This window comes from Rhodanobacter sp. 7MK24 (genome assembly GCF_014842995.1).
Taxonomy (GTDB): domain Bacteria; phylum Pseudomonadota; class Gammaproteobacteria; order Xanthomonadales; family Rhodanobacteraceae; genus Rhodanobacter_A.
On the sequence record NZ_JACYXL010000001.1, the window covers coordinates 417880 to 443099 of the forward strand.

The 25220-nt window shown below is 64.8% G+C and carries 21 protein-coding genes; 13 read left to right on the top strand and 8 right to left on the bottom strand.

Annotation, left to right across the window (positions count from 1 at the left end; translation table 11 throughout):
* The first annotated feature begins 41 nt into the window (after window positions 1-41).
* Together IHE49_RS01875 and IHE49_RS01880 are read left to right on the top strand one after the other, a co-directional pair.
* Entirely contained in the window at window positions 42-1226 is a 1185-nt protein-coding gene (locus IHE49_RS01875; protein WP_192154382.1) for a DUF3142 domain-containing protein, read from the top strand.
* 62 nt (window positions 1227-1288) lie between these two features.
* Entirely contained in the window at window positions 1289-3712 is a 2424-nt protein-coding gene (locus tag IHE49_RS01880) for a hypothetical protein (protein ID WP_192154384.1), read from the top strand.
* Between the two features lie 45 nt (window positions 3713-3757).
* Here IHE49_RS01880 and IHE49_RS01885 read toward each other — a convergent pair whose 3' ends face one another.
* Window positions 3758-4285 (bottom strand): PH domain-containing protein, encoded by a 528-nt coding sequence (locus tag IHE49_RS01885; protein WP_192154386.1) that lies wholly within the window; start codon window positions 4283-4285, stop codon window positions 3758-3760.
* Between the two features lie 100 nt (window positions 4286-4385).
* On the opposite strand from IHE49_RS01885, the gene queA reads away from it, so the two are divergent.
* From queA to IHE49_RS01915, 6 genes are all read left to right on the top strand, one after another.
* Window positions 4386-5417: a tRNA preQ1(34) S-adenosylmethionine ribosyltransferase-isomerase QueA gene (gene queA, locus IHE49_RS01890; protein WP_343227522.1), complete on the top strand. Its 1032-nt coding sequence runs from the start codon at window positions 4386-4388 to the stop codon at window positions 5415-5417.
* A gap of 499 nt (window positions 5418-5916) precedes the next feature.
* Complete coding sequence (gene tgt, locus IHE49_RS01895) at window positions 5917-7041, top strand: tRNA guanosine(34) transglycosylase Tgt (RefSeq protein WP_192154390.1); 1125 nt, start codon at window positions 5917-5919, stop codon at window positions 7039-7041.
* Window positions 7042-7247: 206 nt separating this feature from the next.
* Window positions 7248-7577 (top strand): preprotein translocase subunit YajC, encoded by a 330-nt coding sequence (gene yajC / locus IHE49_RS01900; RefSeq protein WP_192154392.1) that lies wholly within the window; start codon window positions 7248-7250, stop codon window positions 7575-7577.
* Window positions 7578-7729: 152 nt separating this feature from the next.
* On the top strand, window positions 7730-9613 hold the full coding sequence (gene secD, locus IHE49_RS01905) for a protein translocase subunit SecD (RefSeq protein ID WP_192154394.1): 1884 nt from the start codon (window positions 7730-7732) through the stop codon (window positions 9611-9613).
* A gap of 16 nt (window positions 9614-9629) precedes the next feature.
* Window positions 9630-10586: a protein translocase subunit SecF gene (gene secF / locus IHE49_RS01910; RefSeq protein ID WP_192154396.1), complete on the top strand. Its 957-nt coding sequence runs from the start codon at window positions 9630-9632 to the stop codon at window positions 10584-10586.
* Window positions 10587-10944: 358 nt separating this feature from the next.
* Window positions 10945-12042, top strand: coding sequence for a sterol desaturase family protein (locus tag IHE49_RS01915; protein WP_192154398.1), 1098 nt, complete (start codon window positions 10945-10947; stop codon window positions 12040-12042).
* On the opposite strand, the gene murU is transcribed toward IHE49_RS01915, so the two are convergent.
* From murU to IHE49_RS01940, 5 genes are all read right to left on the bottom strand, one after another.
* Entirely contained in the window at window positions 12015-12719 is a 705-nt protein-coding gene (murU, locus tag IHE49_RS01920) for an N-acetylmuramate alpha-1-phosphate uridylyltransferase MurU (RefSeq protein ID WP_192154400.1), read from the bottom strand. The genes IHE49_RS01915 and murU overlap by 28 nt on opposite strands.
* Before the next feature lie 139 nt (window positions 12720-12858).
* Entirely contained in the window at window positions 12859-13872 is a 1014-nt protein-coding gene (locus IHE49_RS01925) for a phosphotransferase (RefSeq protein ID WP_192154402.1), read from the bottom strand.
* Window positions 13873-13913: 41 nt separating this feature from the next.
* On the bottom strand, window positions 13914-14213 hold the full coding sequence (locus tag IHE49_RS01930) for a HigA family addiction module antitoxin (RefSeq protein ID WP_192154404.1): 300 nt from the start codon (window positions 14211-14213) through the stop codon (window positions 13914-13916).
* Window positions 14214-14278: 65 nt separating this feature from the next.
* Window positions 14279-14557: a type II toxin-antitoxin system RelE/ParE family toxin gene (locus IHE49_RS01935; protein ID WP_192154406.1), complete on the bottom strand. Its 279-nt coding sequence runs from the start codon at window positions 14555-14557 to the stop codon at window positions 14279-14281.
* Between the two features lie 518 nt (window positions 14558-15075).
* The gene (locus IHE49_RS01940) at window positions 15076-15477 is read right to left on the bottom strand and encodes a transcriptional regulator (protein WP_192154408.1); all 402 of its coding nucleotides are present in this window, start codon (window positions 15475-15477) and stop codon (window positions 15076-15078) included.
* Between the two features lie 104 nt (window positions 15478-15581).
* Between IHE49_RS01940 and IHE49_RS01945 the strand changes: the two genes are divergently transcribed.
* Entirely contained in the window at window positions 15582-17576 is a 1995-nt protein-coding gene (locus IHE49_RS01945; RefSeq protein ID WP_192154410.1) for a DNA methyltransferase, read from the top strand.
* Window positions 17573-20536, top strand: a complete 2964-nt coding sequence (locus tag IHE49_RS01950) for a DEAD/DEAH box helicase family protein (RefSeq protein ID WP_192154412.1) — start codon at window positions 17573-17575, stop codon at window positions 20534-20536. Before IHE49_RS01945 ends, IHE49_RS01950 begins: the two co-directional genes overlap by 4 nt.
* A 28-nt stretch (window positions 20537-20564) precedes the next feature.
* Here the strand turns inward: IHE49_RS01950 and IHE49_RS01955 are convergent, their stop codons facing one another.
* A complete protein-coding gene (locus tag IHE49_RS01955; protein WP_225578102.1) occupies window positions 20565-21908 on the bottom strand; it encodes an ammonium transporter in 1344 nt (447 codons plus the stop codon).
* Window positions 21895-22233, bottom strand: coding sequence for a P-II family nitrogen regulator (locus IHE49_RS01960; RefSeq protein ID WP_192104717.1), 339 nt, complete (start codon window positions 22231-22233; stop codon window positions 21895-21897). The genes IHE49_RS01955 and IHE49_RS01960 overlap by 14 nt, the downstream gene beginning before the upstream one ends.
* 402 nt (window positions 22234-22635) lie before the next feature.
* On the opposite strand from IHE49_RS01960, the gene IHE49_RS01965 reads away from it, so the two are divergent.
* From IHE49_RS01965 to IHE49_RS01975, 3 genes are read left to right on the top strand one after another with little or no spacing between them, the layout of a single operon-like run.
* On the top strand, window positions 22636-23100 hold the full coding sequence (locus tag IHE49_RS01965) for an SUF system Fe-S cluster assembly regulator (RefSeq protein ID WP_192154414.1): 465 nt from the start codon (window positions 22636-22638) through the stop codon (window positions 23098-23100).
* Entirely contained in the window at window positions 23097-24569 is a 1473-nt protein-coding gene (sufB, locus tag IHE49_RS01970) for a Fe-S cluster assembly protein SufB (RefSeq protein ID WP_192154416.1), read from the top strand. Before IHE49_RS01965 ends, sufB begins: the two co-directional genes overlap by 4 nt.
* Window positions 24566-25204, top strand: coding sequence for a class I SAM-dependent methyltransferase (locus IHE49_RS01975; RefSeq protein ID WP_192154418.1), 639 nt, complete (start codon window positions 24566-24568; stop codon window positions 25202-25204). Before sufB ends, IHE49_RS01975 begins: the two co-directional genes overlap by 4 nt.
* The last annotated feature ends 16 nt before the right edge of the window (window positions 25205-25220 follow it).

A 25220-nucleotide genomic window follows, 5' to 3' on the forward strand; every position in this document is an offset into this window, starting at 1 on the left:
TTCTGGCGAGCGCGCCCTTGATTGCCTCCGTATGCCGACGAATGCACCGACTGGCGTGGTTGCTGCTGGCAGCTTGCGTGGCGGCCTGCAGCGGCAAACCCACGCCATTGGCCAACGATGCCTATGTGTGGCAGCGGCAATGGACGCCTGCGCTCGTGCGAGCGTTGTCGGACGACGGGCGATCGGTGCGCGAATGGCGCGTGCTTGCCGGCGAAATGGATGCACAGGGCCAGTGGCGCCTGTTCGCGCCGGACTGGCGTGCACTGGCGGCGAGCGGCAAGCCGGTCGTCGCGGTGGTGCGCATCGAGGGACAATTGCAGCACTGGGACGAAGCGACGCTGTTGGCGGACGTGCGTGCGGTGCTGGCGTTGTGGCGGCAGCAGAAAATCGCGTTCGCCGGTGTGGAGATCGATCACGATTGCGCCACCTCGCGCCTGGCTGCCTATGCGCATTTCCTGCAGTCGTTGCACCCGTCCTTGCTGCCGCGCGAGAAGCTCTCGATAACGGCGTTGCCGACATGGATGGGTAGCCCAGGCTTAGACAAGCTGCTCGCGCAGGCCGACGAAACGGTGTTGCAGGTGCATGCCGTGCAGTCGCCGCGCGCCGGCCTGTTCGATCCTGCCGTGGCGCGCGCGTGGCTGGACGCTTTCGCCCGGCACACGCGCAAACCATGGCGCGTGGCGTTGCCCGCCTATGGCACGCGAGTGAGCTGGGATCAGGACGGCCGCGTGGTCGCCATCGAAAGCGAGCGTCCCATGTTGCTGGGCGACCAGCGTTCCAACGAACTCTTCGCCGATCCGCAGACCATGCAGCGGTTCGTCGCTTCACTGGAACAGGACGCACCGGACCACCTCGCGGGCATCGTGTGGTTCCGCCTGCCCACTGGCGACGACGTGCGGGCGTGGAGCGAGGCGAGCTGGCAGGCCGTGCTTGCCCGAGCGCCTTTGCGTGCGTCGCTGGCCGTGGTTGCCGTCGCTACGGACGATCCGCGTCGCTACGACGTCCTGCTGCGCAACGAGGGCGACGCCGACCTGCCCTTGCCGCCGTCGATTCGCGTCGACGGCGGCTGCATGGCGGCGGATGGCATCAACGGTTATGGATTGCAGCACGACGGCCGTGGCCAGTCTCTGCTACGTACGCGGATGGGAGTGCTTCACGCGGGGCGGCAACTGACCGTAGGGTGGTTGCGCTGCGAGGTCGCTCCAGGGCTGCGCATCGGCTCGTGAAGGGTGGTTTCCGACATAATTGGGCGACCCGGGCCGAGGGTGCCCGTCTGTCAGGGGAAACCATGTTCAAGCGCACATGGATCGCTGCCGCCGCGGCGGCGGCTTTTGCCGGCGCCGTTGCCTGGGCGTGCGGCCCGATGTTCCCCAACCAGCTGCTTGACCGGCGTGGCGCAACCTTGAAGGCCGTGCCGCAGAACAGCTTCGCGTTCGAGGCGCAGCGCCTGCTGCCGGCGACGGACAAGCTGGCCGGAGACGAATCGTCGCCAGACGACTCCGGTCCCGCCAAAAAGGATGACGCGACCGAAGCCAAATCGCTGGGTGTGTCGGTGGCGCAGCTCGCGAGCACCAGAGTGTTGCGCACGCTGGACAGCGGCGATGCGGCCTACGAGCAGGGCAAGGATCTGCCGGAGGACCTTCGTCTCTACACCGCCGGTGCCGTGGACTATGCCAAGGGCGATGCCGACAAGGCGGCTGCGCGCTTCGAGCAGGTGCTTGCTCTGCCGCCTGAGCAGGCGAAGCTGCGCGCCACCTGGGCCGCATACATGCTGGGTCGCATCCATGCCGCCAAGGCACATGACGCGACAGCCGATGCCCCAGCTTTTGCGAACGAGCGCACGGCGGCCGCGAAGGCTTTCGAGCTTGTGCGCACGCGCGCGGTGGAGGGTGCTTCCGACACGCAGGGCTTGGCCGTCGCCAGTTTCGGCGACGAAGCGCGGCTGTGGCTCTACGACCACGGCGCGCAGTGCAGTTGGGCTGAGCTCTATGGTGTGTCGCCGGATACATCCAGTGACGACAGTGGCGAGGCCAGTGCCACGGCCAAGGACACTGCCCCCGCCTGCGGCACAGGCCTGTCGCCGGACGACCTCAAGAAGGCGATCACGCTGTACGCGGCGCAGGCGGGACATCAATCCGACGGCGCGGTGAACTCGCTCGCCGCGGTGGCCGATTTCGTCCTGCGCCAGCCGCAGCTTGCCGAGGCGCTGATCGACAGCCCGGTGCCGCAGCGCCTGCTGGTCGCCTACGCGCTGGCCCGGATCGGCGATGGATCCGACGACACGGTAGCCGGCGCCCCAAGGCCGAAGGCCGACCCGCGCCTCGTCGCGCTCGTGCAGGCCATCGAGAAGCGTGGCCTGGACCATGTCGCGGGAGCCGATCGGCTGGCCTCGCTCGCTTACCAGATCGGCGACTACGACCTGGCCGCCAAGCTGGTGGACCATTCGGCCGGCCCGCTGGCCGAATGGTTGCGCGCGAAACTCGCACTGCAGAAGGGCGACCTGGCGACTGCGGCTGCGGCTTACGCCGCCGCGGCCAAGGCCTTCCCGAAGGCGGACGATCCGAGGGCCGCCATCGAGCCGGAGAACGTCCGCCTGGTCACGGGCGAGCAAGGCGTGCTTGCGCTGGCGCGCGGCGACTATGTAGAGGCGATGGGGCACTTGTATGACGCGGCTTCCGCGGCCGGCGGCGATGGCAACGAATACACCGACGATGGCTCGGGCAGGGGGTATGGCAACGACGCCGCCTATGTCGCCGAGCGTGTGCTGACGGTCGATGAGCTGAAAGATTTCGTCGATGCGCACGCACCCGCGTCCCCCGTTCCTTCCGGCGACAAGCAGACGGTCGGCTCGCTTCCCCTGGCTGACAACCTGCGCTGGTTGCTGGCGCGCCGCCTGATGCGCGAGGGTCGTTACGACGAGGCCCTGATGTATTTCCCCCAGGACGACGATCCGCGCATTGCCTTCACGGACGACGCCGGCAACAGGCAGGCCGCCAACTTGCGCAGCAAGGCGCGCGCCTATGCCGATGCCATGCATCAGGCCGCACGCACATGGACGGACATCGGCAAGGCGCAAGCCTTGTACGCCGCTGCGGTAATCGCTCGCACGGACGGCATGGAAATCCTGAGTTACCAGCAGGGGCCGGATTTCCAGGACAGCGACGGTGCATTCCAGGACGGCAGTGGCCAGACGCCCGACTCGCTGAAGCAGGCCTACGTCACCGATGGCGAACGGCAGCGCTACGCGGCGAGCGTAGCCAGGCCCGACTATCGCTTCCACTATCGCTACATCGCCGCGGACGAGGCTTCGCAGGCGGCCGATCTGCTGCCGCCGCGTTCGCAGGCGTTCGCTGCGGTGCTGTGCCAGGCCACGGGCTGGATGCAGCAAGGGCCGCCGGATTACGACGACAACTATCCAAATTATGGCCAGCCGGCACCGAAGGGGATTTCCGAGCGCAGGCGCCGCGCTGATGCGTACTACGCACGCTATGTGAAGCAAGGCGCCTACGTCGATTGGGCCAGCGACTTTGGCGACCATTGCGAAGAGCCCGATTTCAACCGCGCCCGTGCGTTGCAGCGGTCCCAGGAAGTGCGCGCGGTGAAGCATGCCGTGCGTCGTTGGTTCCCGCTTGAGCTGGGCGGGCTGGTGCTCGTCGTCGCGGGAGTCGTGACCTTGTTGATGCGCCGGCGGCGAGGCAAGGCTCCGGCCTGATGCCCGTTGGGGCCGCCTCGAGCGGAAGCGCCGCGCTGCCTCGTGTCAGGGGAGGCCGCGCGGCGGCACCTTTGGTGTGACAGATGCCTGCAAGTCGCGCACTAAGCCGGACGGATCGGCAGGCGAAAGCACCACGGTGCACAGATCTCCGCGCAGTACCACGGCCTGCTGCCAATCGGTGACGAAGGCGCGGTAGCGGCCCAGCTTGGCGTTGCGGAACCAGCCCGAGAACGAGAACAGTCCGCCGTTGCCGAACAGACGGATCGAACCGGCGCCGGCGTTCGGGTCGATGGTCGCCTCGCGCAATTCGCCAAGCGCCACGCGCGTTGTCCAGAGCAGCCGGCGCACGTGCAGGACGCCACCGTGCACCGTGTAGTCACGCACTACGAAGAGCAGGGAGATCAGCAGGATCGACGTAGGCAGCACCATGACTACGGTGCGCACCCTCGGCAGCGTCTGGCCCGGCACGAAGTACGCCACCAGCAGGAATACTCCCAGCAGGAGCAGGGTGACGGCGATCGAGATGCCCTTGAGAAAGGTGCCCCAGGGCGCGGCAGGTCGACTTGTTTGCATCCGCGGATTCTCGCCGCACGGCGTGGCGTGGACAAGCCGGCGCGCCTGCGTGCCCCACCTGCGCGATAATCTACGGTCGCACGCTTCGAACCCGCCTCCCGTGAAAAAGTCCGATTTCGATTTCGACCTGCCGCCCGAACTGATCGCCCAGGCGCCATTGGCCGAACGTTCGGCCAGCCGCCTGCTGCTGCTGGATGTGGCGGAAGACCGGCGCGAGGACCGCATGTTCCGCGAATTGCCCGGATTCCTGCGGCCCGGCGATCTGCTGGTGTTCAACGACACCCGCGTGCTGCCGGCGCGCCTGTACGGGCGCAAGGAAAGCGGCGGCGCGGTGGAGATCCTGATCGAGCGCGTCACCGGCGCGCACGAGGCCACCGTGCAGCTGGGCGTGAGCAAGAAGCCGAAGGAAGGCGGCCGCATCGAACTGGCCGACGGCAGCCATGCGGTGGTGCTTGGGCGCGACGAAGGTTTCTTCCGCCTGCGCTTCGAGGCACCCGAATCGTTGGAGAAGCTGCTGCTCAAGCTGGGCGAGATGCCGTTGCCGCCGTACATCGAGCGCCACGCCGACAGCACCGATATGGAGCGCTACCAGACCGTGTTCGCGCGCGAGCCCGGCGCAGTGGCCGCACCCACGGCTGGCCTGCATTTCGACGAACCCTTGCTGGCGCAACTGCGCGAACGCGGTGTGGGTTTCGGCTACGTCACCCTGCACGTAGGAGCGGGCACCTTCCAGCCGATGCGCACGGAGAACCTCAGCGAGCACCACATGCACCGCGAGTGGCTCAACGTGGGCGCAGGCCTGGTCGAGCAGATCCACCGCACCCGTGCTGCCGGTGGCCGTGTGTTCGCGGTCGGCACCACCGTGGTGCGCGCGCTGGAGAGCGCCACAGTGGAAGGCGAGCTGCACCCGTTCGCGGGCGAGACGCAGATCTTCATCTTCCCCGGCTACCGCATCACCAGCATCGACGGCCTCATCACCAACTTCCATCTGCCGCAATCGACCTTGTTGATGCTGGTGTCGGCGTTGGCGGGCCGGGAGTTCATGCTGGATGCCTATCGGCATGCGGTGGAGCAGCGGTATCGGTTTTTCTCGTACGGGGATGCGATGTTGATCTTGCCGGGGGACGATTGAGTTTCCCTATGGCCCGTTGCGCGGCCTGATCGTCCACGCCTCGCCACCGCCGAGCGGCCCCGGAAAAGCAGCGTTTCCAGCGCGCAAAAACAACAGCACGAGCAAAGCCAAAGCCAAAGCTGCGTGAAGCACCGAGGGTTTTGCTCGTCATCCCGGCGCAGGCCCGGATCCAGCAGCGATCACGCTCATCCATGCCATGCCGTCACTGGATGACCAGCTTCGCTGTTGTAAAGCTCCCCCGGCCTGCGCCGGAATGACGAACGGTGAGTGCTCTCGGTTGGCTGTGGGCCCTCAATTTCAAGATGCGGTGCGGCCAGCAAAGAGAAGGAACTCGGGCGTGGGCAGGCATCCGAAGCCGCTTTGTCGCTTGAAGCAAGCGACCGAAAGCCCCCGCAGGCGAGCGAATGCACGCAAGGGAACGGTCTTCGCCAGTCCCCATCACTTGCCCCAAGTCTTCCCCACAGGAGGAGACATTGCATCGACCTGCGATAATCCCGCCATGAGCTCCCTCAAATTCGACCTTCTCGCCACCGACGGCGGCGCCCGTCGCGGCCGCCTCTCCTTCCCCCGCGGCACCGTGGAAACGCCAGCCTTCATGCCCGTAGGCACCTACGGTTCGGTAAAGGCGATGACGCCGCGCGACGTGCGTGAAACGGGGGCGGAGATCATCCTCGGCAACACCTTCCACCTGTACCTCCGGCCCGGCCTGGAGATCGTGGAGAAGTTCGGCGGACTGCACCGCTTCATCGGTTGGGACAAGCCGATGCTTACCGATTCCGGCGGCTTCCAAGTGTTCTCGCTGGCACACCGGCGCAAGCTCACCGAGGAAGGTGTGACCTTTGCCTCGCCGGTGGACGGCTCCAAGGTGTTCCTCTCGCCGGAGGTGTCGATGCAGATCCAGCGCACACTGGATTCGGACATCGCGATGATCTTCGACGAGTGCACGCCATACCCGGCGACGGAAAAGGTGGCATCCGACTCGATGGAGCTGAGCCTGCGCTGGGCGGAGCGCTCGCGCCGTGCCTTCGACGACCTGAAGAACCCCAATAATCTGTTCGGCATCGTGCAGGGCAGCGTGTATGAGCCGCTGCGCCGGCGTTCGGCGGAGCGGCTGGTGGAGATCGGCTTCGACGGCTATGCGGTGGGCGGCCTTGCCGTAGGCGAGCCGGAAGAGGCGCGCAACCACACGCTGGATTTCACCGTGGATCTGCTGCCGCGGGACAAGCCGCGCTATCTGATGGGCGTGGGCCGGCCGGAGGACATCGTGGCGGCGGTGTGCCGCGGCATCGATATGTTCGATTGCGTGATGCCCACCCGCAATGCGCGCAATGGCTTCCTGTTCACCGCCGAGGGCACCTTGCGCATCCGCAACGCGAAGTACGCGGACGACACGCGGGTGATCGAGGAAGGTTGCGACTGCCATGCCTGCGCCAACGGCTTTTCGCGCGCCTACCTCCGCCACCTCGATCGTTGCAACGAGATCCTGGGCAGCCAGCTCGCCACCATGCACAACCTCCGCCACTACCAGCGGTTGATGGCCGGCTTGCGGGAAGCCATCGCGGCAGGCACTCTGGGCGACTTCGTTGCGGGCTTCCACGCGAGCCGGGCTGGGGCGAGGGTCTAGCCGGCCGTCATGCGGGAAAACCTGCGGATCGTGCAGACGGCTCTCTTGTTTCGTGCGCCGGCTGCCCCGATACCGGGACGGAAGTGGCCGCACAAGCGCCTTGTGGCGCAGTGCATGGCCTTGGGGGGCGTGGCATAATCCACGGTCTTTTACTCTAGGCGCCCGGCAAAAAAACCTGCTGGCGCCATAACTTGCGAGACGAGCCGATGAGTTTTCCGATGTCTTTCACGCTGGCCCAGGCGGCCCCGGGCGCCCAGGGTGGCGGCCTGTCCATGATCATCATGATGGTGGTGCTGTTCGGCCTGATGTACTTCATGATGATCCGCCCGCAGATGAAGCGGCAGAAGGAGCATCGCACCATGGTCTCCGCCCTGGCCAAGGGCGACGAAGTGGTGAGCAACGGCGGCCTCGCCGGCCGCGTGGACGAAATCGGTGAGACCTTCATCACCATCGAGATCGCGCCGAACGTGAAGGTGAAGCTGCAGAAGGGCGCGGTGTCGCAGGTGCTGCCCAAGGGCTCGCTGAAGTCCGCCTGAGAGGCTGGGTATCCGGCGCTTTACGCATGGTGCGGCTAGGGATGGCCGCTTCTTGATTCCGGCGATCATGGACGAGCGCAAACCTCTTGAGTTCGGCCACGGACGATCGGCTGGATGACGTCTGCAACACGGATGGCTGCAAAGGATTATCGATGAGCGATTTCCCCCGCTGGAAGTACGCACTGGTTGTGCTGGCGATGCTGTTCGGCATCCTCTACGCGCTGCCCAACGCTTTTAGGCCGCTGTCGGCGGTGCAAGTCACTCCCAACCAGGGCGCTGCGCCGGCCGACGATGCGCTGCGCCAGAAGGTGGCCGACGCATTGGTCAAGAGCCACGTGGTGGCGAAGGACGTGGAGGTGCAGGGCGACCATCTGCTCGCCACCTTCGCCAACGCCGACGTCCAGAAGAGCGGCGCCGACGCGATCAGCGCCTTGCTCGGCGACAACTACACCGTGGCGTTCAAGCTGCAGTCCACGGTGCCGAACTGGCTGACCTCCATCCATGCGAACTCCATGCCGCTGGGCCTGGACCTGCAGGGTGGCGTGCACTTCCTGATGCAGGTGGACCAGAGCGGCGTGCTCGACAAGCTGGAGAACAGCTATGCCGACGACATCCGCGGCCAGTTGCGCGACAAGAACATCCGCTACGAGTCGGTGGTCCGCAGCACAGTGGCCGGCCAGGGCATCGTGGTGGTGTTGCGTTCGGATGCCGACCGCTCCAGCGCCGCCGACCTGATCGCCGGCAATTCGCCGGACCTGGCGGTGACCGACGGCCCCAGCACCGGCGACCGCTTCGTGCTGTACGCCGCGATCAAGCCGACCAAGCTGCGCGACCTCTCGCTGGGTACGATCAAGCAGAACCTCGCCACGCTGCGCAACCGCATCAACGCGCTGGGCGTGTCCGAACCGCTGATCCAGCAGCAGGGCGAAGACCACATCGTGGTCGAGCTGGCCGGTGTGCAGGATCCTGCCGGTGCGAAGCGCTTGATCGGTGCCACCGCCACGCTGGAATACCGTCCGGGCATTAGCAAATTCCCTGATCCACGAGCAAGGGAGGCTGCGCAGAGCGGCAGTATCCCGCCCGATGCGAATCTCTACTACGAAGCTGGAACCAACGAGCCAGTGCTGGTGGGTAAGCGCCCCATCGTCACCGGTGACCAGTTGGTAGATGCCAGCTCCGGCGTCGATCAGCAGAACGGCACGCCTTCGGTGAACGTGACGCTGAACGCCTCCGGCGCGGCGAAGATGCAGGAGTTCACCAACAACAACGTCGGCAAGCCAATGGCGGTGCTGCTGATCAACACCGAGTACGAAACCAGTACGGTGGACGGCAAGGTAGTGCGCACGCCGAAGACCATCACCAAGGTGATCAACTACGCCAACATCCAGAGCCCGTTTGGCAAGGAGTTCTCCACCAACGGCCTGGGCAGCCCCAAGGAAGCTTCCGACCTGGCGCTGCTGTTGAAGAGCGGCGCGCTGGCCGCGCCCATGGACATCGTCGAGCAATACGTGATCGGCCCCAGCCTCGGCCAGGAAAACATCAAGAAGGGTTTCGACTCGGTGATGCTCGGCCTCGCGCTGGTGCTGCTGGCGGCGGCGATCTACTACAAGCTGTTCGGCCTCGTTGCCGACATCGCGCTGTTCTTCAACCTGCTGATCCTGGTGGCGGTGATGTCGATGATCGGCGTCACGCTCACCATGCCGGGCATCGCGGGCATCGTGCTGACCTTGGGCATGGCGATCGACGCCAACGTGCTGATCTGCGAACGCGTGCGCGAGGAACTGCGCAACGGCTCCACGCCGCACGCGGCGATCCACGCCGGTTACGACAAGGCGTGGGCCACGATTCTCGATGCCAACGTCACCCACCTGATCGCTGCACTGGCGCTGATGACGATGGGCACCGGCGCGATCCGCGGCTTCGGCATCACGCTGGGCATCGGCATCCTGACCTCGATGTTCACCTCGGTGGTGATGACGCACGCGTTCACCGCGCTGATTCACGGCCGCCGCAAGCTCAAGACCCTGTCGGTCTAAGGGCGGGATTCAATCCATGGAAATCTTCAATCACAACAGCAACATCCACTTCCTGCGCATCCGCGTGTACAGCATCGCGATCGCCGTGGTGCTGATGCTCGCCTCCGTCGCGCTGCTCGCCACCAAGGGCCTGACCTATGGCCTGGATTTCACCGGCGGCGTCTCGCTGGTGGTGGACTATGCGCAACCGGTGCAGACCGGCGATGTGCGTGACGCGCTGGAGAAGGGCGGCATCGTCGATCCGGTGGTGCAGAGCGTGGGCGGCACCCGCGAGGTGTCGGTCCGCATCCAGCCCGACAAGGCCATGCTCGACGCCAAGGGCCAGGTGGATCTGGACAAGGTGGCCAGCGTGGTCATGCAACCGCTGAAGGCTGCCCGTGCCGATGCCTCGCTGAAGAGCCGTTCCTCGGTCAGTGCCGCGGTGGGCGCGGAGCTGAAGAGCGACGGCATGCTGGCCGCGGTGTTCGTGATGCTCGGCATCATGGCCTACCTGTGGATCCGCTTCGAGCGTCGCTTCGCCATCGCCGCGGTGGCCACCGAAATCCACGACACGCTGGTGACGCTGGGCATCCTTGCCCTGACCGGCCGCGAGTTCGACATGACCGTGCTGGCCTCGGTGCTGGCGGTGATCGGCTACTCGATCAACGACAAGGTGGTGGTGTTCGACCGCATCCGCGAGCTGTTCCGCCTCGCGCGCAAGGCCGAGCCGGAGGAGATCCTCAACCGCTCGATCAACAGCACGCTGTCGCGAACCATCATCACCTCGCTGTTCACCGGCATCACCATGGCCGCGCTGTTCTTCTTCGGCGGTCCGGCGGTGCACGGCTTCGCGATCACCATGCTGATCGGCATCGTGGTGGGTACGCTTTCCTCGATCTTCGTGGCCAGCCCCATCCTGCTGTGGCTGGGCGTGTCGAAGAAGGACCTGATGCCGGTGACCAGGGAGAACCCGGAGCTCGCGCGGCGTCCTTGATACGTTTCCCTGCCTGCTGCCTGCCGGTGAGGCCGGGAGGGGAAAACCTGTGCGGTTTGCGAACGGCCCGGAACCAATCCGGGCCGTTCGCGTTTTGGTGTGGGCCTCTCTCTCCAGCTCCATGCAGGTCGGCAAAGAGAAGGAATCCCGTACCGGCAGACGACTGAAATCGCCTTGTTCCCCGTCTCCGCGGAAACGTTCTTTCCCTTCGTCCGCGGCCCTGCGAGCGGAGAAGGGATATCGCAGATATTGAACAGATTCCGGGCGCCCGCTCGCGAAATCTTGTGGCAGAAAAAGGTTCAGCTACACCGCGTCATCGTATGCGCCGCCCCGTGGTTCATGCGCTCCCCACCCCACCATGCACGCCATCTCCGATCTCTGGGCGGCTGCGGTCGACTGGCTGACGTTACATGCAGTCAAGCCGGTGCTGGCCGTGCTGCACCTCGCGCACTATGTCGTCGACTCACCGCGCGAGATCGCGCAGTATTTCCTGCTCACCGCGATCCAGGTGGCGATCATCGCCTGCGTGTTCCGCCCGATGGAAAGCCTGTGGCCGGTGGAGCAATGGCAGGACCGCCGCGCCACGCTGATCGATCGCGCCTACACCTTGCTCAAGCTGTTCGGCGTGCTCCCGTTGTTCACCTACCTCGTGCTATCGCCGGTGACGCAATGGATAGGCGGCGCCGGCGCCAGCGACGATTCGGCCGGCCTGCTAAGCGTGCAGGCTATGGTGCCCTGGCTGAGCCGCCATCCGGTGCCGCTGTTCCTTGTCTACTACGCGATCTACGACCTGGTGTACTACGGCATCCACCGCCTGCAGCACTCGATCCCGTGGTGGTGGGCGCTGCATAGCCTGCACCACAGCCAGCGCCAGCTGAACTGCTGGTCGAACGACCGCGACCACTACCTGGACGACTTGCTGGAGGCGCTGATCGTGGCGCTGGCCGCGCTGCTGATCGGGGTGTCGCCCACCGACTACGCGCTGCTGGTGCTCAGCGGCGAGCTGCTGCAGAACCTCGGGCATGCCAATGTCCGGCTGCGCTTCGGCCCGGTGCTGGAGAAGCTGCTGGTCGATCCGCGCTACCACCGCCTGCACCACATGCGGGTGGATCCGGATCGGCCCAACCTGCACTACTGCAACTTCGCCTTCATCTTCCCGCTCTGGGACATCGTGTTCGGCACCGCGCTGTTCGGCGAGCCGGCGCGGCCCACCGGGGTGGGCGATCCGATGGTGGATGCGGACAACCGCCGCGGCATCGTCGGCCAGCAGCTCTACGTGCTGCGTCGCTTCTGGGGCGCACTGCGGCGTCGCGCCGGCTGGCGGCCGGGCGACGTGGCTTTCGACGAGAGCTATGCGCCGATATCGGTGCGGGACTTCGACCTGCATGCGCTGGAAGCCAGCCAGGTTCCGCTGGTGCATGCGGGCGCTCAGCCGCAGAGTTCGGCGTCCAGTTGAGCGAGGCGTTGCGGCGTGCCCACGTCCGTCCAGCGCCCGCGGTGCAACGAGCCGGTCAATGCGCCGCGAGCCATGGCTGCTTCCAGCAGCGGACGCAGCTTGAAGCGTGGCGGCTTTGCGTCGGCATCCGGCGCGTCGCCTACTGCCTTGCGCCAGCCATCCAGCAATTCGCGACGGAACACGGCGATGCCGCTGTAGGTGAGGCGCGGTTCGCCGTCGGCGTGCAGGCGGCCTTGTGCGTCCAGCCGGAAATCGCCGCCGGGGTGATGCGCGGGGTTGTCCACCATCAGCAGGTGGGCGGCGCCTTCCGGTTCCGCAGGCAGGGCCGTGAGGTCGGCGTCGCACCACACGTCGCCGCTGATCGCCAGCACCGGTTCCGGTCCCAGCATGGGCAATGCGTTGAGCAGGCCACCGCCGGTTTCCAGCGGGGTCGGGCCTTCGTATACATAGCGGATGCGCAGGCCCCAGCGCGAACCGTCCCCCAGCGCCTCGGGGAATTGCCCGGCCAGGTGCGATGTGTTGATCGCCACGTAGTTGATGCCGATGGCGGCCAGCTTCTCCAGGTGCCACACGATCAGCGGCTTGCCGCCGATGCATAGCAATGGCTTGGGCGTGCGGTCGGTGAGTGGACGCATGCGTTCGCCCAGGCCGGCGGCGAAGATCAGCGCGTGCCTCATGGCTTGCCCCTGTCTTGTTGGCTCTTCGTCATCATTCCGGCGAGGCCCGGAATCCGGCGGCTTTTCCGTAGGTCCAGGGCAAGGCACTTGATCACGGCTTTCGCCGGGATGACGAAGATGGGGCGCCCGGGCATTTCCATCATGCTGACGCCACCTGCGTCAGGTCGCGGCCTGATGCATGCCGTTCCAGCAATGCCGCGAAATCCGCCAATTCAGGATAACTGCGCGCCACCTCGACCACGTAGCGAAACACCTGCGGCACATCCTTGAGGTAAGCCGGTTTGCCGTCGCGATACCACAGACGGTAGAACTGCCCCAGCACGCGCACGTGGCGATGCAGGCCGGTGAGGTCGAACCAGCGACGGAAGCGCCTGGCGTCCACCTTGCCATCGATCATGCCCGCGCCCAGCAGCCGTTGCCGGTACGACTCCACCCAACCTTCCACGCGCTCGCGCGGCCACTCGATGTAGGCATCGCGCAGCAACGAAGCAAGGTCGTAGGTGAGCGGCCCATGCAGCGCGCCCTGGAAATCGATGATGCCCGGATTGTTCTCGCCGACCACCAGCAGGTTGCGGCTGTGGTAATCGCGGTGCACGAACACGCGCGGCTGCGCCAGCGCATTGCGCACGATTACGTCGAACGCCGCTTCCAGCACGTCCCATTCCTCGCAGTCCGGCGTGTGGCCGAGATGGCGCTTGAGGAACCACTCGGGCATCACTTCCAGCCCGTTCACCAGCACGGTATGGTCGAACGGCGGCAGGTCGTCGCTGGCCACGCGGTTCTGCATCGCGAGCAGTGCGTCCATGGCGTCACCATAGAGCTTGTCGGCGTTCGCGTCGTCCAATGCGGCGAGATACAGCCGCGAGCCGAGATCCTCGATCAGCAGGAAGCCTTGGTCCAGATCCTGCGCCGCCACCCCAGGTACGTGCAGCCCCGCGGCAGCAAGCCGCCTACCTATCGCCAGCCAAGGCTGGGGATCTTCGCGCTCTGGCGGCGAATCCATCACGATCCAGCTCCGCCCTCCGTGCGTGGTGCGCCAATAGCTGCGGAAGCTGGCGTCGGAGGAGGCGGATTCCAGCGTGAGCGTATCGTCGCCGAGGGTGGTACGGGTCCATGCGAGGCGGGCAGCGGCGCGGAGATCGGTGGCAGTCATGTGGCGATGGTAAGGCATCTACCAGCCTCACCCGGCGCGCTTCAGGCCGCGCGCGGCTGGATGTGTTTCAACTCGGCGGCCAGTTCGGTGCGGGCGCATTCGAGTTCGTAGTTCTTCTGGAGGTTCAGCCAGCTTTGCGCGTCGGTGCCGAAGTACGCGGCAAGCCGCAAGGCGGTGTCGGCAGTGATCCCGCGCCGCTCGTTCGCAATCTCGTTCACGCGGGCGGCGGTGACACCGATGGCGTTCGCCAAGGCGTTCGCCGACAGACCGAAGGGTTTCATGTACTCCTCGCGCAGAATCTCGCCAGGGTGTACCGGCGGGAGGGATTTCTTGGCGGTCATGGCTTGTCCTGTCTGTTGCGGAATGTTCTAGACGTTGCGTTGTCAATCATCGAAATCGGCGCCATCTAGTGGTAGTCACATATCTCGACGCGGTGGGCATCGCTGTCCCTCCAGACAAAGCAGAGGCGAAACTGGTCGTTGATGCGAATGCTGTACTGTCCGTTGCGATTGCCCTTCAAGGCCTCCAGTCGATTGCCCGGAGGAATCCGCAGGAAGTCCAGCGTCGCCGCCGCATCGAGCTGTGCAAGTTTGCGGCGAGCGACATTTTCCATGCGCGCCCAGCGGCGCACGCGCTTGCCGTTCGCGAGGGCTTCCGTGTCCTTGTCGGCGAAGGTCTTGATCACATGTTTATCGTATGTCGATAAGCGATCGATTGCAAGCTGGGAATGTGAAAAGCGCGTTGCGTTGGCGAGCTTCAAACATGCCGGATGGCACACGAAGCACGGGAGGGTCTGGCTGCGCCTATCGCCCTAGCGCAAGCCAGGGCCAACGCCTTCACGCGACTGGTCGCCGAGGCTCTGGATGGCTTGCCGAATGTGGGGAGAATCGAGCATGGTTGCCGTCAAGGAAACCTTCTCGCGCTACTACAACGCCGACTACCTTGGGACCGAGAAGGACATCACGGCCTATCCGTAGCCTCTGCGGAAGAGGCGATCCAGCATTGTTCCTTGCTGCCTTGGGACGTGGTGCGTTCGCGAAGCGTCCTCCGTGAGGTCAAGACCAGGCCGACCCACATGGGGCTTTGCAAGGCGCTGTCCGGCACGGGCAACCTCAAGCTCTGCCGCCGTCAGCAAAGTGGTGCGTACGCATGGCCTCAAGATCGCGGTGGCAGCGGCCTGAGCGCATGACCGGCCGGGAATCCTCAAGCCGGTCGCTTGGGTATCGGAGTGCCAAGCACGGCGATCAACTCGCGAACCAGCTTGCGTCGTCCCTCCGGCAGGGCGAGAAAGGCCTCGAAGGCTAGGCGGTCGTGGCCGCGGACATGATCCGGCCATGCCAAGTTCGCTTCACGTACGCCTTTGTGCGCCGACGTGCCGAACTGCAGCTCATGCGGCGGGACGCCCACGATATGCGCCAGGGCCTGCATGTTCGCCTGCTTGGGCAGATGCTTGCCGGTGAGCCAGCCGGAAACCGCCTGCGAGGTCACGGCTTCGCCACCGTATTTGGGCACCAGCTTCTCCAGCAAGGCAGGGCTTGCCTCGATGCCCGCCGCTCCGAGCGCGGCGAGCAGACGCTTGGCGAAGGCGGACTGTTCGGTCTTCATGGGCGGAGACCATAGGCGGCACTTCCCTGGTCAAAGGAAATTCATGCTTTATAAGAATCGAAAGATTTGCTTTCATGGCGATTGGATTCCTTACGGCCGCCGCCATGCCCAAGTCCCTGCTCGAACAGTTGCCCGAGATCATCGCCCGCGGCCGCCAGCAGGCGGAGAAGATCCTGGAGAGCCTGGAAGGGCGGCATCGAGTCGGCTTGCAGACGCGCGAATGGGTTCTGCCGTCGAAGGACACGCGCGACAGCGACTGGATCAGCACGATGAACCGGCAGGCCCATCTCAGCGAGGAGGGCAACTTCGACTGGACCAACAGGCTGATCTACGGCGACAACATGTTGGCTATGGCCGCTCTGCTGGCCGGCGACGAGCTCACGCCCAGCCTGCGCGGCAAGGTTGACCTGATCTACATCGACCCCCCGTTCGACTCCAAGGCGGACTACCGCACCAAGGTATTGCTGCCGGGCGCGGAGCTGGAGCAGAAGCCTACGGTGATCGAGCAGTTCGCGTATTCCGATACATGGTCGGATGGGACGGCGTCGTATCTGGCGATGATCACGCCGCGGCTGATCCTCATGCGTGAGTTACTTTCTGATACGGGTTCGATCTATGTCCATTTGGGGATCCAGGTTAGCCATTACGTGAAAATCTTGATGGACGAGATTTTCGGCAAGGGAAACTTCGTACAGGAAGTCATTTGGGCATACGGATCACCTTCTGGTGGACGAGCGGCCGGTCCAAAAATGGTCAAAATTCATGAGTACATCGCGCATTACTCGAAATGCTACGACAGTCGTTACACAAAAAAAGTGTATTTGCCCTATGAGCAGAAATACATAGAAGACTGGTTCAAGTACACGGACGATGATGGTCGACGATATCGAATTCGGCTTCGTGGCAAAGACGAAGAAGGCGAGAACATTGTGGATCGACAATATCTAGACGAAAGCAAAGGATTGCCGGCTTCGACAGTATGGACGGACATAAAGCAGATCTATGCTGACCCGCGCGCATATAAGGAAAATCAGTCGAAGCATTCGGAGATTACCGGCTACGAGACCCAGAAGCCGGTCCGGTTACTGGAGCGCATCGTCGAACATTCTTGTCCGGATAATGGTCTCGTTGTCGACTTTAATGGCGGATCAGGCACCACGGCAGTTGTTGCCGAGAAACTCGGTCGTCGCTGGATCACATCTGATTTGGGTAAACCTGCCTGCATGATCATGCGTAAGCGGTTAATTGATCAGGACGCCAGGCCGTTCTTGTATCAAGCCATCGGTGACTACCAAGTAGAGGCAGCGAAGAACGAGCTGGGCCGCAAATTCCGCGTAGGTGACCTGTCTGCCATCGTTCTATCGCTGTATGGAGCGCAGCCGCTCGACCCCGACGACAATCCAATTCGCAACCTTGGTAAAGTGGTGTTCGCCGGTAAGAAAACATTGGTGCTAGTGGATTCGCCAAACAAGCTCACCGGCGATGCCACATTGCGCAAGGCGATTGCTCAGCGCGATAACTTAATGGGTGGCTGGGATCGCGTGGTGGTATTGGGCTGGAATTTCGAACCCGCCATCGGCCAGAGCATCGCCGCGCTCAGCGACGACCGACTGGAAGTGCTGGTGATCCCCCCTGACCTGCTCGACCGCCTGCGCAAGAAGGGCGGCGTCGAGAAGCTGCGCGGTCAGGTGCGCTTCTCCAGTCTGCAGTACCTCACCATCAAGCCAGTGCGGCGCCTGTGCAGTGGTGACAGTGAGCAGTTGCGAGTGACGCTGGACAACTACGTGCTGCTCTCGCCGGAAGCGATCAACCTGGACGAGGCCAACCGAGCCAAGCTGCACAGGGTGATGAACGCCGAGCCGCTGGCGCTGATCGAGTACTGGGCGGTGGACCCAGACTACGACGGCCGGGTGTTCCGCTCGGTGTGGCAGGACTATCGCGGCAATACCGCGAACGACGACGATACTCTGCGCGTGGCGACCGAGGCGCGCTTCGACGCGCCGCGCAGGGACGGCGCGCGCCGCGTGTGCGTGCGCGTGGTGGACGTGTTTGGTTTCGAGGCGGAGGTGGTGCAAGTCGTAGCGGAGTGCACGCCATGAGCCGCGTTGCATCTCCCGACGACCAACTCGCGCTGGCCAGGGCGCTCACCCAGCGCGTGCAGTTGCTTTGCCTTGGGCTGGAGCACGGCGAGGCGGAAATCCTCGAACTGGTCACGCCGACGACAGCGGAACTGCTGGGCTGGTGGTTCAGCGCGGACGCCTGCCAGTCGCGCGCCTTCAATTTCCATGCGGGGCAGCGCCAGGCCATCCTCAATACCATCGTGGCGCACGAGGTGCTGGACAGCCCGAACCTCGCCGACCTGTACCGGCAGGTGTGCGCGGACGAGCTGCTGAAAGATGGTCGGCTCCTCGAAGTCGAGCAGGGCAAGCACGCGCATCCGAAATACTGCCTGAAGATGGCCACCGGCACCGGCAAGACCTGGGTGCTGCAGGCGCTGCTGGTCTGGCAGATGCTGAATCGCTCGGCCGGGTTGGCGGTTGGAATCGATGATCCGCGCTTCACCCGGCATTTCCTGATCGTCGCACCGGGGCTGATCGTGTACGAGCGCCTGCTGGATGCCTTCCTCGGCAAGGAAGGCGCCGATGGGCAGCGGCGCTTCGAGACGTCTGATGTGGCGGTCTGCCGCGAGCTGTTCGTGCCGCCGGGATATCGCGAACAGGTCGAACAGTTCGTGCGCGGCAACGTCTGCACCAAGCAAGAGATTGGGTTGAAGGCGACCGGCGGCGGCATGATCGCCATCACGAATTGGCATCTGTTGGTTGATGCCGAAGCGGAAGAAGAGCAGCAGGAAGCCGAGGACGCATCGCCGGCGACGCCTGGCATGGTGGCGGATGCCGCCGCCGTGGCCTACGACTTGCTGCCGCTGACGCCGGGCCGCGCAACGGGCAACAGCCTGGACGTGCTGGACCGTCGCTGGGCGCGCGGCAACGTGCTGGCGTATCTGGCCGGCATTCCCAGGCTGATGGTGTTCAACGACGAGGCGCACCATATCCATGAATTGAAGCGCGAAGGCGAGGCTGACGAGGTCGAATGGCAGAAAAGCCTGTCGCGCATCGCTGCCGGTAAGGGGCGGCATTTCGTACAGGTGGATTTCTCGGCAACACCCTATAACGACGTCGGTGGCGGCAAGAAGAAGCGCAAACTGTATTTCCCGCACATCGTGGTGGATTTCGATCTGAAGGACGCGATGCGTGCAGGGCTGGTCAAGTCGCTGGTGCTGGACAAGCGCAAGGAGATCGGCGCACTGCCGTTGGAGTTCAAGGCCGAGCGAGACGAGAACGGCAACGCGACCCTGTCGGAAGGTCAGCGCGTGATGCTGCGTGCTGGGCTGCACAAGCTGCGCAAGCTGGAGGCCGATTTCGCAAAGCTCGATCCGGTGCGCAAGCCGAAGATGTTGGTGGTGTGCGAGGACACCAAGGTCTCGCCGCTGGTGTCGGATTTCCTGCGCGATCAGGGGCTGGAAGAGAGCGACGTGCTCACAGTGGATTCCGGCAAGAAGGAAGACATTGGCGAAAAGGAATGGGCGCGCGTTCGCCAGCAGTTGTTCGACGTGGACCGGCGAGCACAGCCGCGCGTGATCGTCAGCGTGCTGATGCTGCGCGAAGGCTTCGACGTCAACAACATCTGCGTGATCGTGCCGTTGCGTTCCTCGCAGGCGCAGATCCTGCTGGAGCAGACCATAGGCCGCGGCCTGCGGCTGATGTGGCGTGAACCGGAATACATCGACAGCAAGCGCGAGAACCGTGAGCGCATCAATCGCGGCGAAGAACCGGATTCGTTGATCGACATCCTCTCCATCGTCGAGCATCCGGCGTTCCAGAGCTTCTATGACGAGCAGCTTGGCAAGGAGTTGGTAGGCGAAATCCGCGACGATCTGGAAAGCAACATCGGCGACCAGATCCTTGTGGAATTGCGGCCGGATTATCAGAAATACGATTTCGCAATCCCCTTTATCCTGCGCGAGGCGGAAGAAACGCTTGAGCATATGCCGATCGACATCGCCGACCTGCAGCCATTCGGCGGCATGACGCGCGAGCAATTGAGCGACCTGGTCGGCAAGGGCGATGTGTTCACGTCGCACGACCTGCAGAGCAGTACCTTGTTCGGCGACTACCGCGTGGACGGCGCGGTGATGAATGTTGGCGGCTACAACGAATGGCTGTCCAGGTTGACCCGACGGATCACCCAAGCATTAAGCCAGCCGTTGCCGGTAGGAGGCAAGGTCGCGTATCACCTGGCCAAGCCGTACACACAGGTGGGTTCGGCGGTGATGGCCACGGCCATCGACGACTATATCCGTTCACGGCTGTTCCGCGAAGAGTTCGAGCCTTTCGAGAACGAGAACTGGCGCCTGCTGATGCTGCAGCCGGTGGTCGATCACGTGATCAAAGTATTCGCGTTGGCGCTGCGAAATGCGGAAGACCACAATACGAGCGGCGAGATCGAGGTTCGCCATCGCCGCTTGTCCGAGGTGAGCCGGCTGCCGATGCGCGAGAGTGCGTCGCTGGAAGTAGAGAAGTGCATCTATCCGCGTTTGCCGTACCCAAGCCGCAGCGGCGGCCTCGAACGGACCTTCATCGAATGGGCTCTGCACGATGCCAGCGTGGCAGCGTTCTGCAAGATCAGCGAGACCAGACATGATTTCGCGCGGCTACGGTACGTCAAGGACAGCGGCATGCCGGCGTTCTATTCGCCGGATTTCCTGGTGCGCATGGCGGATGCCATCTATCTGGTCGAGACCAAGGCGCAGGACCAGACCAGCCACCCGAATGTGCAGCGCAAACGCAGGGCTGCGGCTGCCTGGTGCGAGCGCATCAATGCGTTGCCGCCGGAGTTGCGCAGCGGCCTGCCTTGGCATTACGCGCTGGTCGGCGAATCGATCTTCCACGATTGGCGGCAGAACGGCGCGCGGCTCGGCGAATTGCTGGCGTATTCGAAGGTGCGCGCGGCGCCAACGGCACAGTCGCAGGGCGGCCTTGCACTGGGCGACGGCTTCTGAGTGCCGTCGCCCATGCGTGGCAGCACGGCTAGCTGAGGTTGTACGCCCGCTCCTCGTGCTCGGCGAGATCAAGGCCCATCTGCTCCTGCTCGGCATCCACGCGCAGGCCGACCACGCGATCGACGAGTTTCAGGATCGCCCAGCTCAGCACCGCGCTCCATACGATGGTGAAGCCCACGCCCTTGGCCTGTATCCACAATTGCAGCAGCGGCGAGGTCACCGTGCCGAAGCCACCCAGTTTCGGAGCGGCGAACGGGCCGGTGAGCAGGGCGCCGACGATGCCGGCGATGGCGTGCACGCCGAACACGTCCAGCGTGTCGTCGTAGCCCAGCCGGTGCTTGAGGCGGGTGGCGGTGAAGAAGCAGACGACGCCGGCGGCGAGGCCGATCAACAGCGCGCCGCCCGGGCCGCAGGTGCCGGCGGCCGGCGTCACCGCGACCAGTCCGGCCACCGCGCCGGAGGCGATGCCGAGCACGCTGGCGCGCTTGTGGATGGCCCATTCCACCGCCGTCCAGCCGATGGCCGCGGCGGCGGCGGCGATCTGCGTCACCAGCATCGCCATGCCGGCGCTGCCGTTGGCGGCTACGGCGGAGCCGGCGTTGAAGCCGAACCAGCCCAGCCACAGCAGGCTGGCGCCGATCACGGTGTAGCCGAGGTTGTGCGGCGGCATATGCGTCTGCGGCCAGCCGCGGCGCTTGCCGATCACCAGGCAGGCGACCAGGCCGGCGATGCCGGCGTTGATGTGCACCACGGTGCCGCCGGCGAAGTCGAGCACGCCCATGTCGCCCAGCAGCGAGCCGGGGCCGCTCCACACCATGTGCGCCATCGGCAGGTAGACGAAGGTGAGCCACAGGCCGCTGAACCACAGCATCGCGCTGAACTTCATGCGTTCGGCGAAGGCGCCGATGATGAGCGCCGGCGTGATGATCGCGAAAGTGAGCTGGAACATCACGAACACGCTTTCCGGCACGGTCTGGTAGCGCGTGTCGGGTGTGAGTCCGGCCAGCATCGCGCGGTCGAGTCCGCCGATGATGGAATGCCAGTTCGTGGTGCCGGCCTGCATGCCTGCGGTGCTGAAGGCCAGCGAGTAGCCATAGAGCACCCACAGCACGGTCACCAGGGCGGTGATGGCGAAGCACTGCATCATCACCGAGAGCAGATTCTTGGCACGCACCATGCCGCCATAGAACAACGCTGCGCCGGGTATCGTCATCATCAGCACCAGCATGGACGCGACCAGCATCCACGCCGTGTCGCCGCTGTCCGCATGCAGCGGCGGCGTGCCTTGGGCGAAGACGGGCAGGGCGAACAGGCCGGCAAGGCCCAATGCGGCGAGCTGGCGGCCCAGCCGTCTTGCGTCAAAGCGCATCATCGTCCACCTCCTGCGTGCGGATGCGGATCGCCTGCTCCAGCGGGTGCACGAAAATCTTGCCGTCGCCCACCTTGCCGGTGCGCGCGGCGCCGGCGATGGCCTCGATCACGCGGTCGAGCTGCGTGTCGCTCACCGCCACCTCGATCTTGAGCTTGGGCAGGAAATCCACCACGTACTCGGCGCCGCGGTACAGCTCGGTGTGGCCGTGCTGGCGGCCGAACCCCTTGACCTCGGTGACGGTCATGCCGTGCACGCCGGCCTCGGCCAATGCCTCGCGTACCTCGTCCAGCTTGAACGGCTTGATGACGGCGGTGATCCACTGCATGCGGCAACCCCTTCGCGATTGATCCCATATCGCGCTCAGCAGGATGCGTGCCAGCGCCGCGGGGCGCGCTGCGTGGCCGTCTGGACGTCCAAATGCATCGGCTAGCGGCAAAGCTGGTGCAAGTCATGCCTTCTGTTGGTGCAAGTCGCCCAGCGTTCGTCGCCCGGAGCAGGCCGGACAGACGTGCAGGACGCCTGCCGGGCGGCCTCGCGGGGAAAGTGCAGCGAGTCATCCAGTGACCGCACGGCCTGAACGAGCACGGTCTCCGCGGGATGGCCAACTTCGCTATTGCGACGCGCTTCCGGCCGGCGCCGGAATGACGGTTACGGGTATGCCGGTTTGACCGGATCGCCCATAATCAGTACCATTTTGGTCTGAATTAAGCCGTTTCCCTCTCCCATCATGCTTCGTGTCAGCCGACTCACGGATTACGCCGCGGTGGTGATGACCTGCATCGCCGCCCACCCGGCCGACGTGCTGAGCACGGCGCAGATCGCCGACGAGACGCATCTGGAACTGCCCACGGTGAGCAAGCTGCTGAAGTCGCTGGGCCATGCCGGGCTGGTGGAATCCTTCCGTGGCGTCAATGGCGGCTATCGGCTGGCGCGACCGGCCGGTGCGATCACACTGGCCGAGATCGTCGAGGCAATGGAAGGCCCCATCGGCATGACCGAATGTGGTGTCGTCGCCGAGGGCAACTGCGGGCGCGAGGCGCAGTGCGGCGTGCGCGGCAGCTGGCAGCGCATCAGCAGCGTGCTCGACAACGCGCTGCGTGCGGTGACCCTGGCCGACATGCTGCGCCCGGCACCGCGCCGCCACGAAGTGACGGTGGACATCAGCACCTTGAAAGGCAGGACCATGGCATGAGCAGCGAATCCATCGACACCGCCGCCACCGCGTTGCGCGACAACGCCGAGGTCGCCGAAGCGCTGGGACGCAACTACAGCGCCGGTTTCGTCACCGAGATCGAGATGACCGGTCTGCCGCCGGGACTGGACGAGGAGACGATCCGCCAGCTTTCCGCAATCAAGCGCGAGCCGGAATGGATGACCGAGTGGCGCCTTGCCGCGTACCGCCACTGGCTGACCATGCCGAAGCCGGACTGGGCCAAGCTCAAGATCGATCCCATCGACTACCAGGCGCTGAGCTACTACGCCGCACCCAAGGCCAGGCCGAAGTCGCTGGACGAGGTGGATCCCGCGCTGCTGGAAACCTACGAAAAACTGGGCGTGCCGCTGCACGAGCGCGCCGCGTTGGCCGGCGTGGCGGTGGACGCGGTGTTCGATTCCGTCTCGGTGGGCACCACCTTCCGCAAGAAGCTGGCCGAGGCCGGCGTGATCTTCTGCTCGATGAGCGAGGCGATCCGCGAGTATCCGGAACTGGTGCAGCAATACCTCGGCAGCGTGGTGCCCACGGGCGACAACTTCTTCGCCGCGCTGAACTCGGCGGTGTTCTCCGATGGCAGCTTCGTGTTCATTCCCAAGGGCGTGCGCTGCCCGATGGAGCTGTCCACGTATTTCCGCATCAATGCGCAAAACACCGGGCAGTTCGAGCGCACCCTGATCGTCGCCGAAGAAGGCTCGCATGTCTCCTACCTCGAGGGCTGCACCGCGCCCAAGCGCGACGAGAACCAGTTGCACGCCGCGGTGGTGGAGCTGGTCGCGCTGGAGAAGGCGCAGATCAAATACTCCACCGTGCAGAACTGGTACCCCGGCGACGAGAACGGCGTCGGCGGCATCTACAACTTCGTGACCAAGCGCGGCGACTGCCGCGGCGCGGATTCCAAGATCAGCTGGACGCAGGTGGAAACCGGCTCGGCGATCACCTGGAAATACCCCAGCGTGGTGCTGCGCGGCGACCGCTCGGTGGGCGAGTTCCACTCGGTGGCGCTCACCCACCATCGCCAGCAGGCCGACACCGGCACGAAGATGATCCATATCGGCCGGGACACCAAGTCGAAGATCGTCTCCAAGGGCATCAGTGCGGGCCGCAGCAGCAACAGCTACCGCGGCCTGGTGAAGGTGGAGAAGGGCGCCGAGGGCGCGCGCAACTACACGCAGTGCGATTCGTTGCTGATCGGCAAGCAGTGCGGCGCACACACCTTCCCGTACATGGAAGTGAAGAACCCCAGCGCCATCGTCGAACACGAGGCCACCACCTCGAAGATCTCCGACGACCAGCTGTTCTATTGCCGCAGCCGCGGCATCGGCGAGGAAGACGCCGTGTCGCTGATCGTGGACGGCTTCTGCAAGCAGGTGTTCCGCGAACTGCCGATGGAGTTCGCGGTGGAAGCGAAGAAGCTGCTCGAGGTGTCGCTGGAAGGGGCGGTGGGATGAGTGTCGCCCGCGGCGCACATTGGGATGCGGTGTACCGCGAGAGGACGGCGGGCCAGACCAGCTGGTTCCGTCCGCATCTCGACGAGTCGCTGCGCCTGATCGATGCGCTGGACATGCCGAGTGACCAGCCGGCGCTGGACGTGGGCGGCGGTCGCTCCACCCTGGCCGATGACCTGCTGGCGCGTCGTTTCACGGACGTGGGCGTGCTCGATATTTCGGCTGTCGCCCTGGCCGAATCGCGGCGGCGGCTCGGTGCCAGGGCGCACTCGGTGAAGTGGATGGCCGGCGACGTCGTCGACCTTGCCTTGCCTGCGGCGCACTTCGGGTTGTGGCACGACCGCGCGGTGTTCCATTTCCTCACCGACGCCGATGAGCGCGCACGCTACGTCGCGGCCGCGAGGCATGCGGTGCGGCCACGCGGCTATCTGGTCATCGGCACGTTTGCCGCCGATGGCCCGGAACGTTGCAGCGGTCTCGCCGTGACGCGCTACGACGCGTCGGCACTGGCTGCGATCTTCGTGCCGGGCTTCCGGCTGGTTTCCCACAGCCGCGACGTGCACCGCACACCGTCCGGCAGTGAACAAGCCTTCACCTACGTCGTGCTGCAGCGTTGCGGCGATGGCGTGGACGCATGACATCGCCGCGCGCACG

Coding starts and splice junctions, on each gene's coding strand:
- IHE49_RS01925 (WP_192154402.1), bottom strand. CDS start 13,872: ATGACTGCCACCGATCTCCGCGCCGCTGCCCGCCTCGCATGGACCCGT.
- IHE49_RS01915 (WP_192154398.1), top strand. CDS start 10,945: ATGCACGCCATCTCCGATCTCTGGGCGGCTGCGGTCGACTGGCTGACG.
- IHE49_RS01880 (WP_192154384.1), top strand. CDS start 1,289: ATGTTCAAGCGCACATGGATCGCTGCCGCCGCGGCGGCGGCTTTTGCC.
- sufB (WP_192154416.1), top strand. CDS start 23,097: ATGAGCAGCGAATCCATCGACACCGCCGCCACCGCGTTGCGCGACAAC.
- IHE49_RS01950 (WP_192154412.1), top strand. CDS start 17,573: ATGAGCCGCGTTGCATCTCCCGACGACCAACTCGCGCTGGCCAGGGCG.
- IHE49_RS01960 (WP_192104717.1), bottom strand. CDS start 22,233: ATGCAGTGGATCACCGCCGTCATCAAGCCGTTCAAGCTGGACGAGGTA.
- IHE49_RS01875 (WP_192154382.1), top strand. CDS start 42: ATGCACCGACTGGCGTGGTTGCTGCTGGCAGCTTGCGTGGCGGCCTGC.
- IHE49_RS01975 (WP_192154418.1), top strand. CDS start 24,566: ATGAGTGTCGCCCGCGGCGCACATTGGGATGCGGTGTACCGCGAGAGG.
- secF (WP_192154396.1), top strand. CDS start 9,630: ATGGAAATCTTCAATCACAACAGCAACATCCACTTCCTGCGCATCCGC.
- IHE49_RS01885 (WP_192154386.1), bottom strand. CDS start 4,285: ATGCAAACAAGTCGACCTGCCGCGCCCTGGGGCACCTTTCTCAAGGGC.
- IHE49_RS01945 (WP_192154410.1), top strand. CDS start 15,582: ATGCCCAAGTCCCTGCTCGAACAGTTGCCCGAGATCATCGCCCGCGGC.
- IHE49_RS01955 (WP_225578102.1), bottom strand. CDS start 21,908: ATGATGCGCTTTGACGCAAGACGGCTGGGCCGCCAGCTCGCCGCATTG.
- IHE49_RS01930 (WP_192154404.1), bottom strand. CDS start 14,213: ATGACCGCCAAGAAATCCCTCCCGCCGGTACACCCTGGCGAGATTCTG.
- tgt (WP_192154390.1), top strand. CDS start 5,917: ATGAGCTCCCTCAAATTCGACCTTCTCGCCACCGACGGCGGCGCCCGT.
- IHE49_RS01940 (WP_192154408.1), bottom strand. CDS start 15,477: ATGAAGACCGAACAGTCCGCCTTCGCCAAGCGTCTGCTCGCCGCGCTC.
- murU (WP_192154400.1), bottom strand. CDS start 12,719: ATGAGGCACGCGCTGATCTTCGCCGCCGGCCTGGGCGAACGCATGCGT.
- IHE49_RS01965 (WP_192154414.1), top strand. CDS start 22,636: ATGCTTCGTGTCAGCCGACTCACGGATTACGCCGCGGTGGTGATGACC.
- secD (WP_192154394.1), top strand. CDS start 7,730: ATGAGCGATTTCCCCCGCTGGAAGTACGCACTGGTTGTGCTGGCGATG.
- yajC (WP_192154392.1), top strand. CDS start 7,248: ATGAGTTTTCCGATGTCTTTCACGCTGGCCCAGGCGGCCCCGGGCGCC.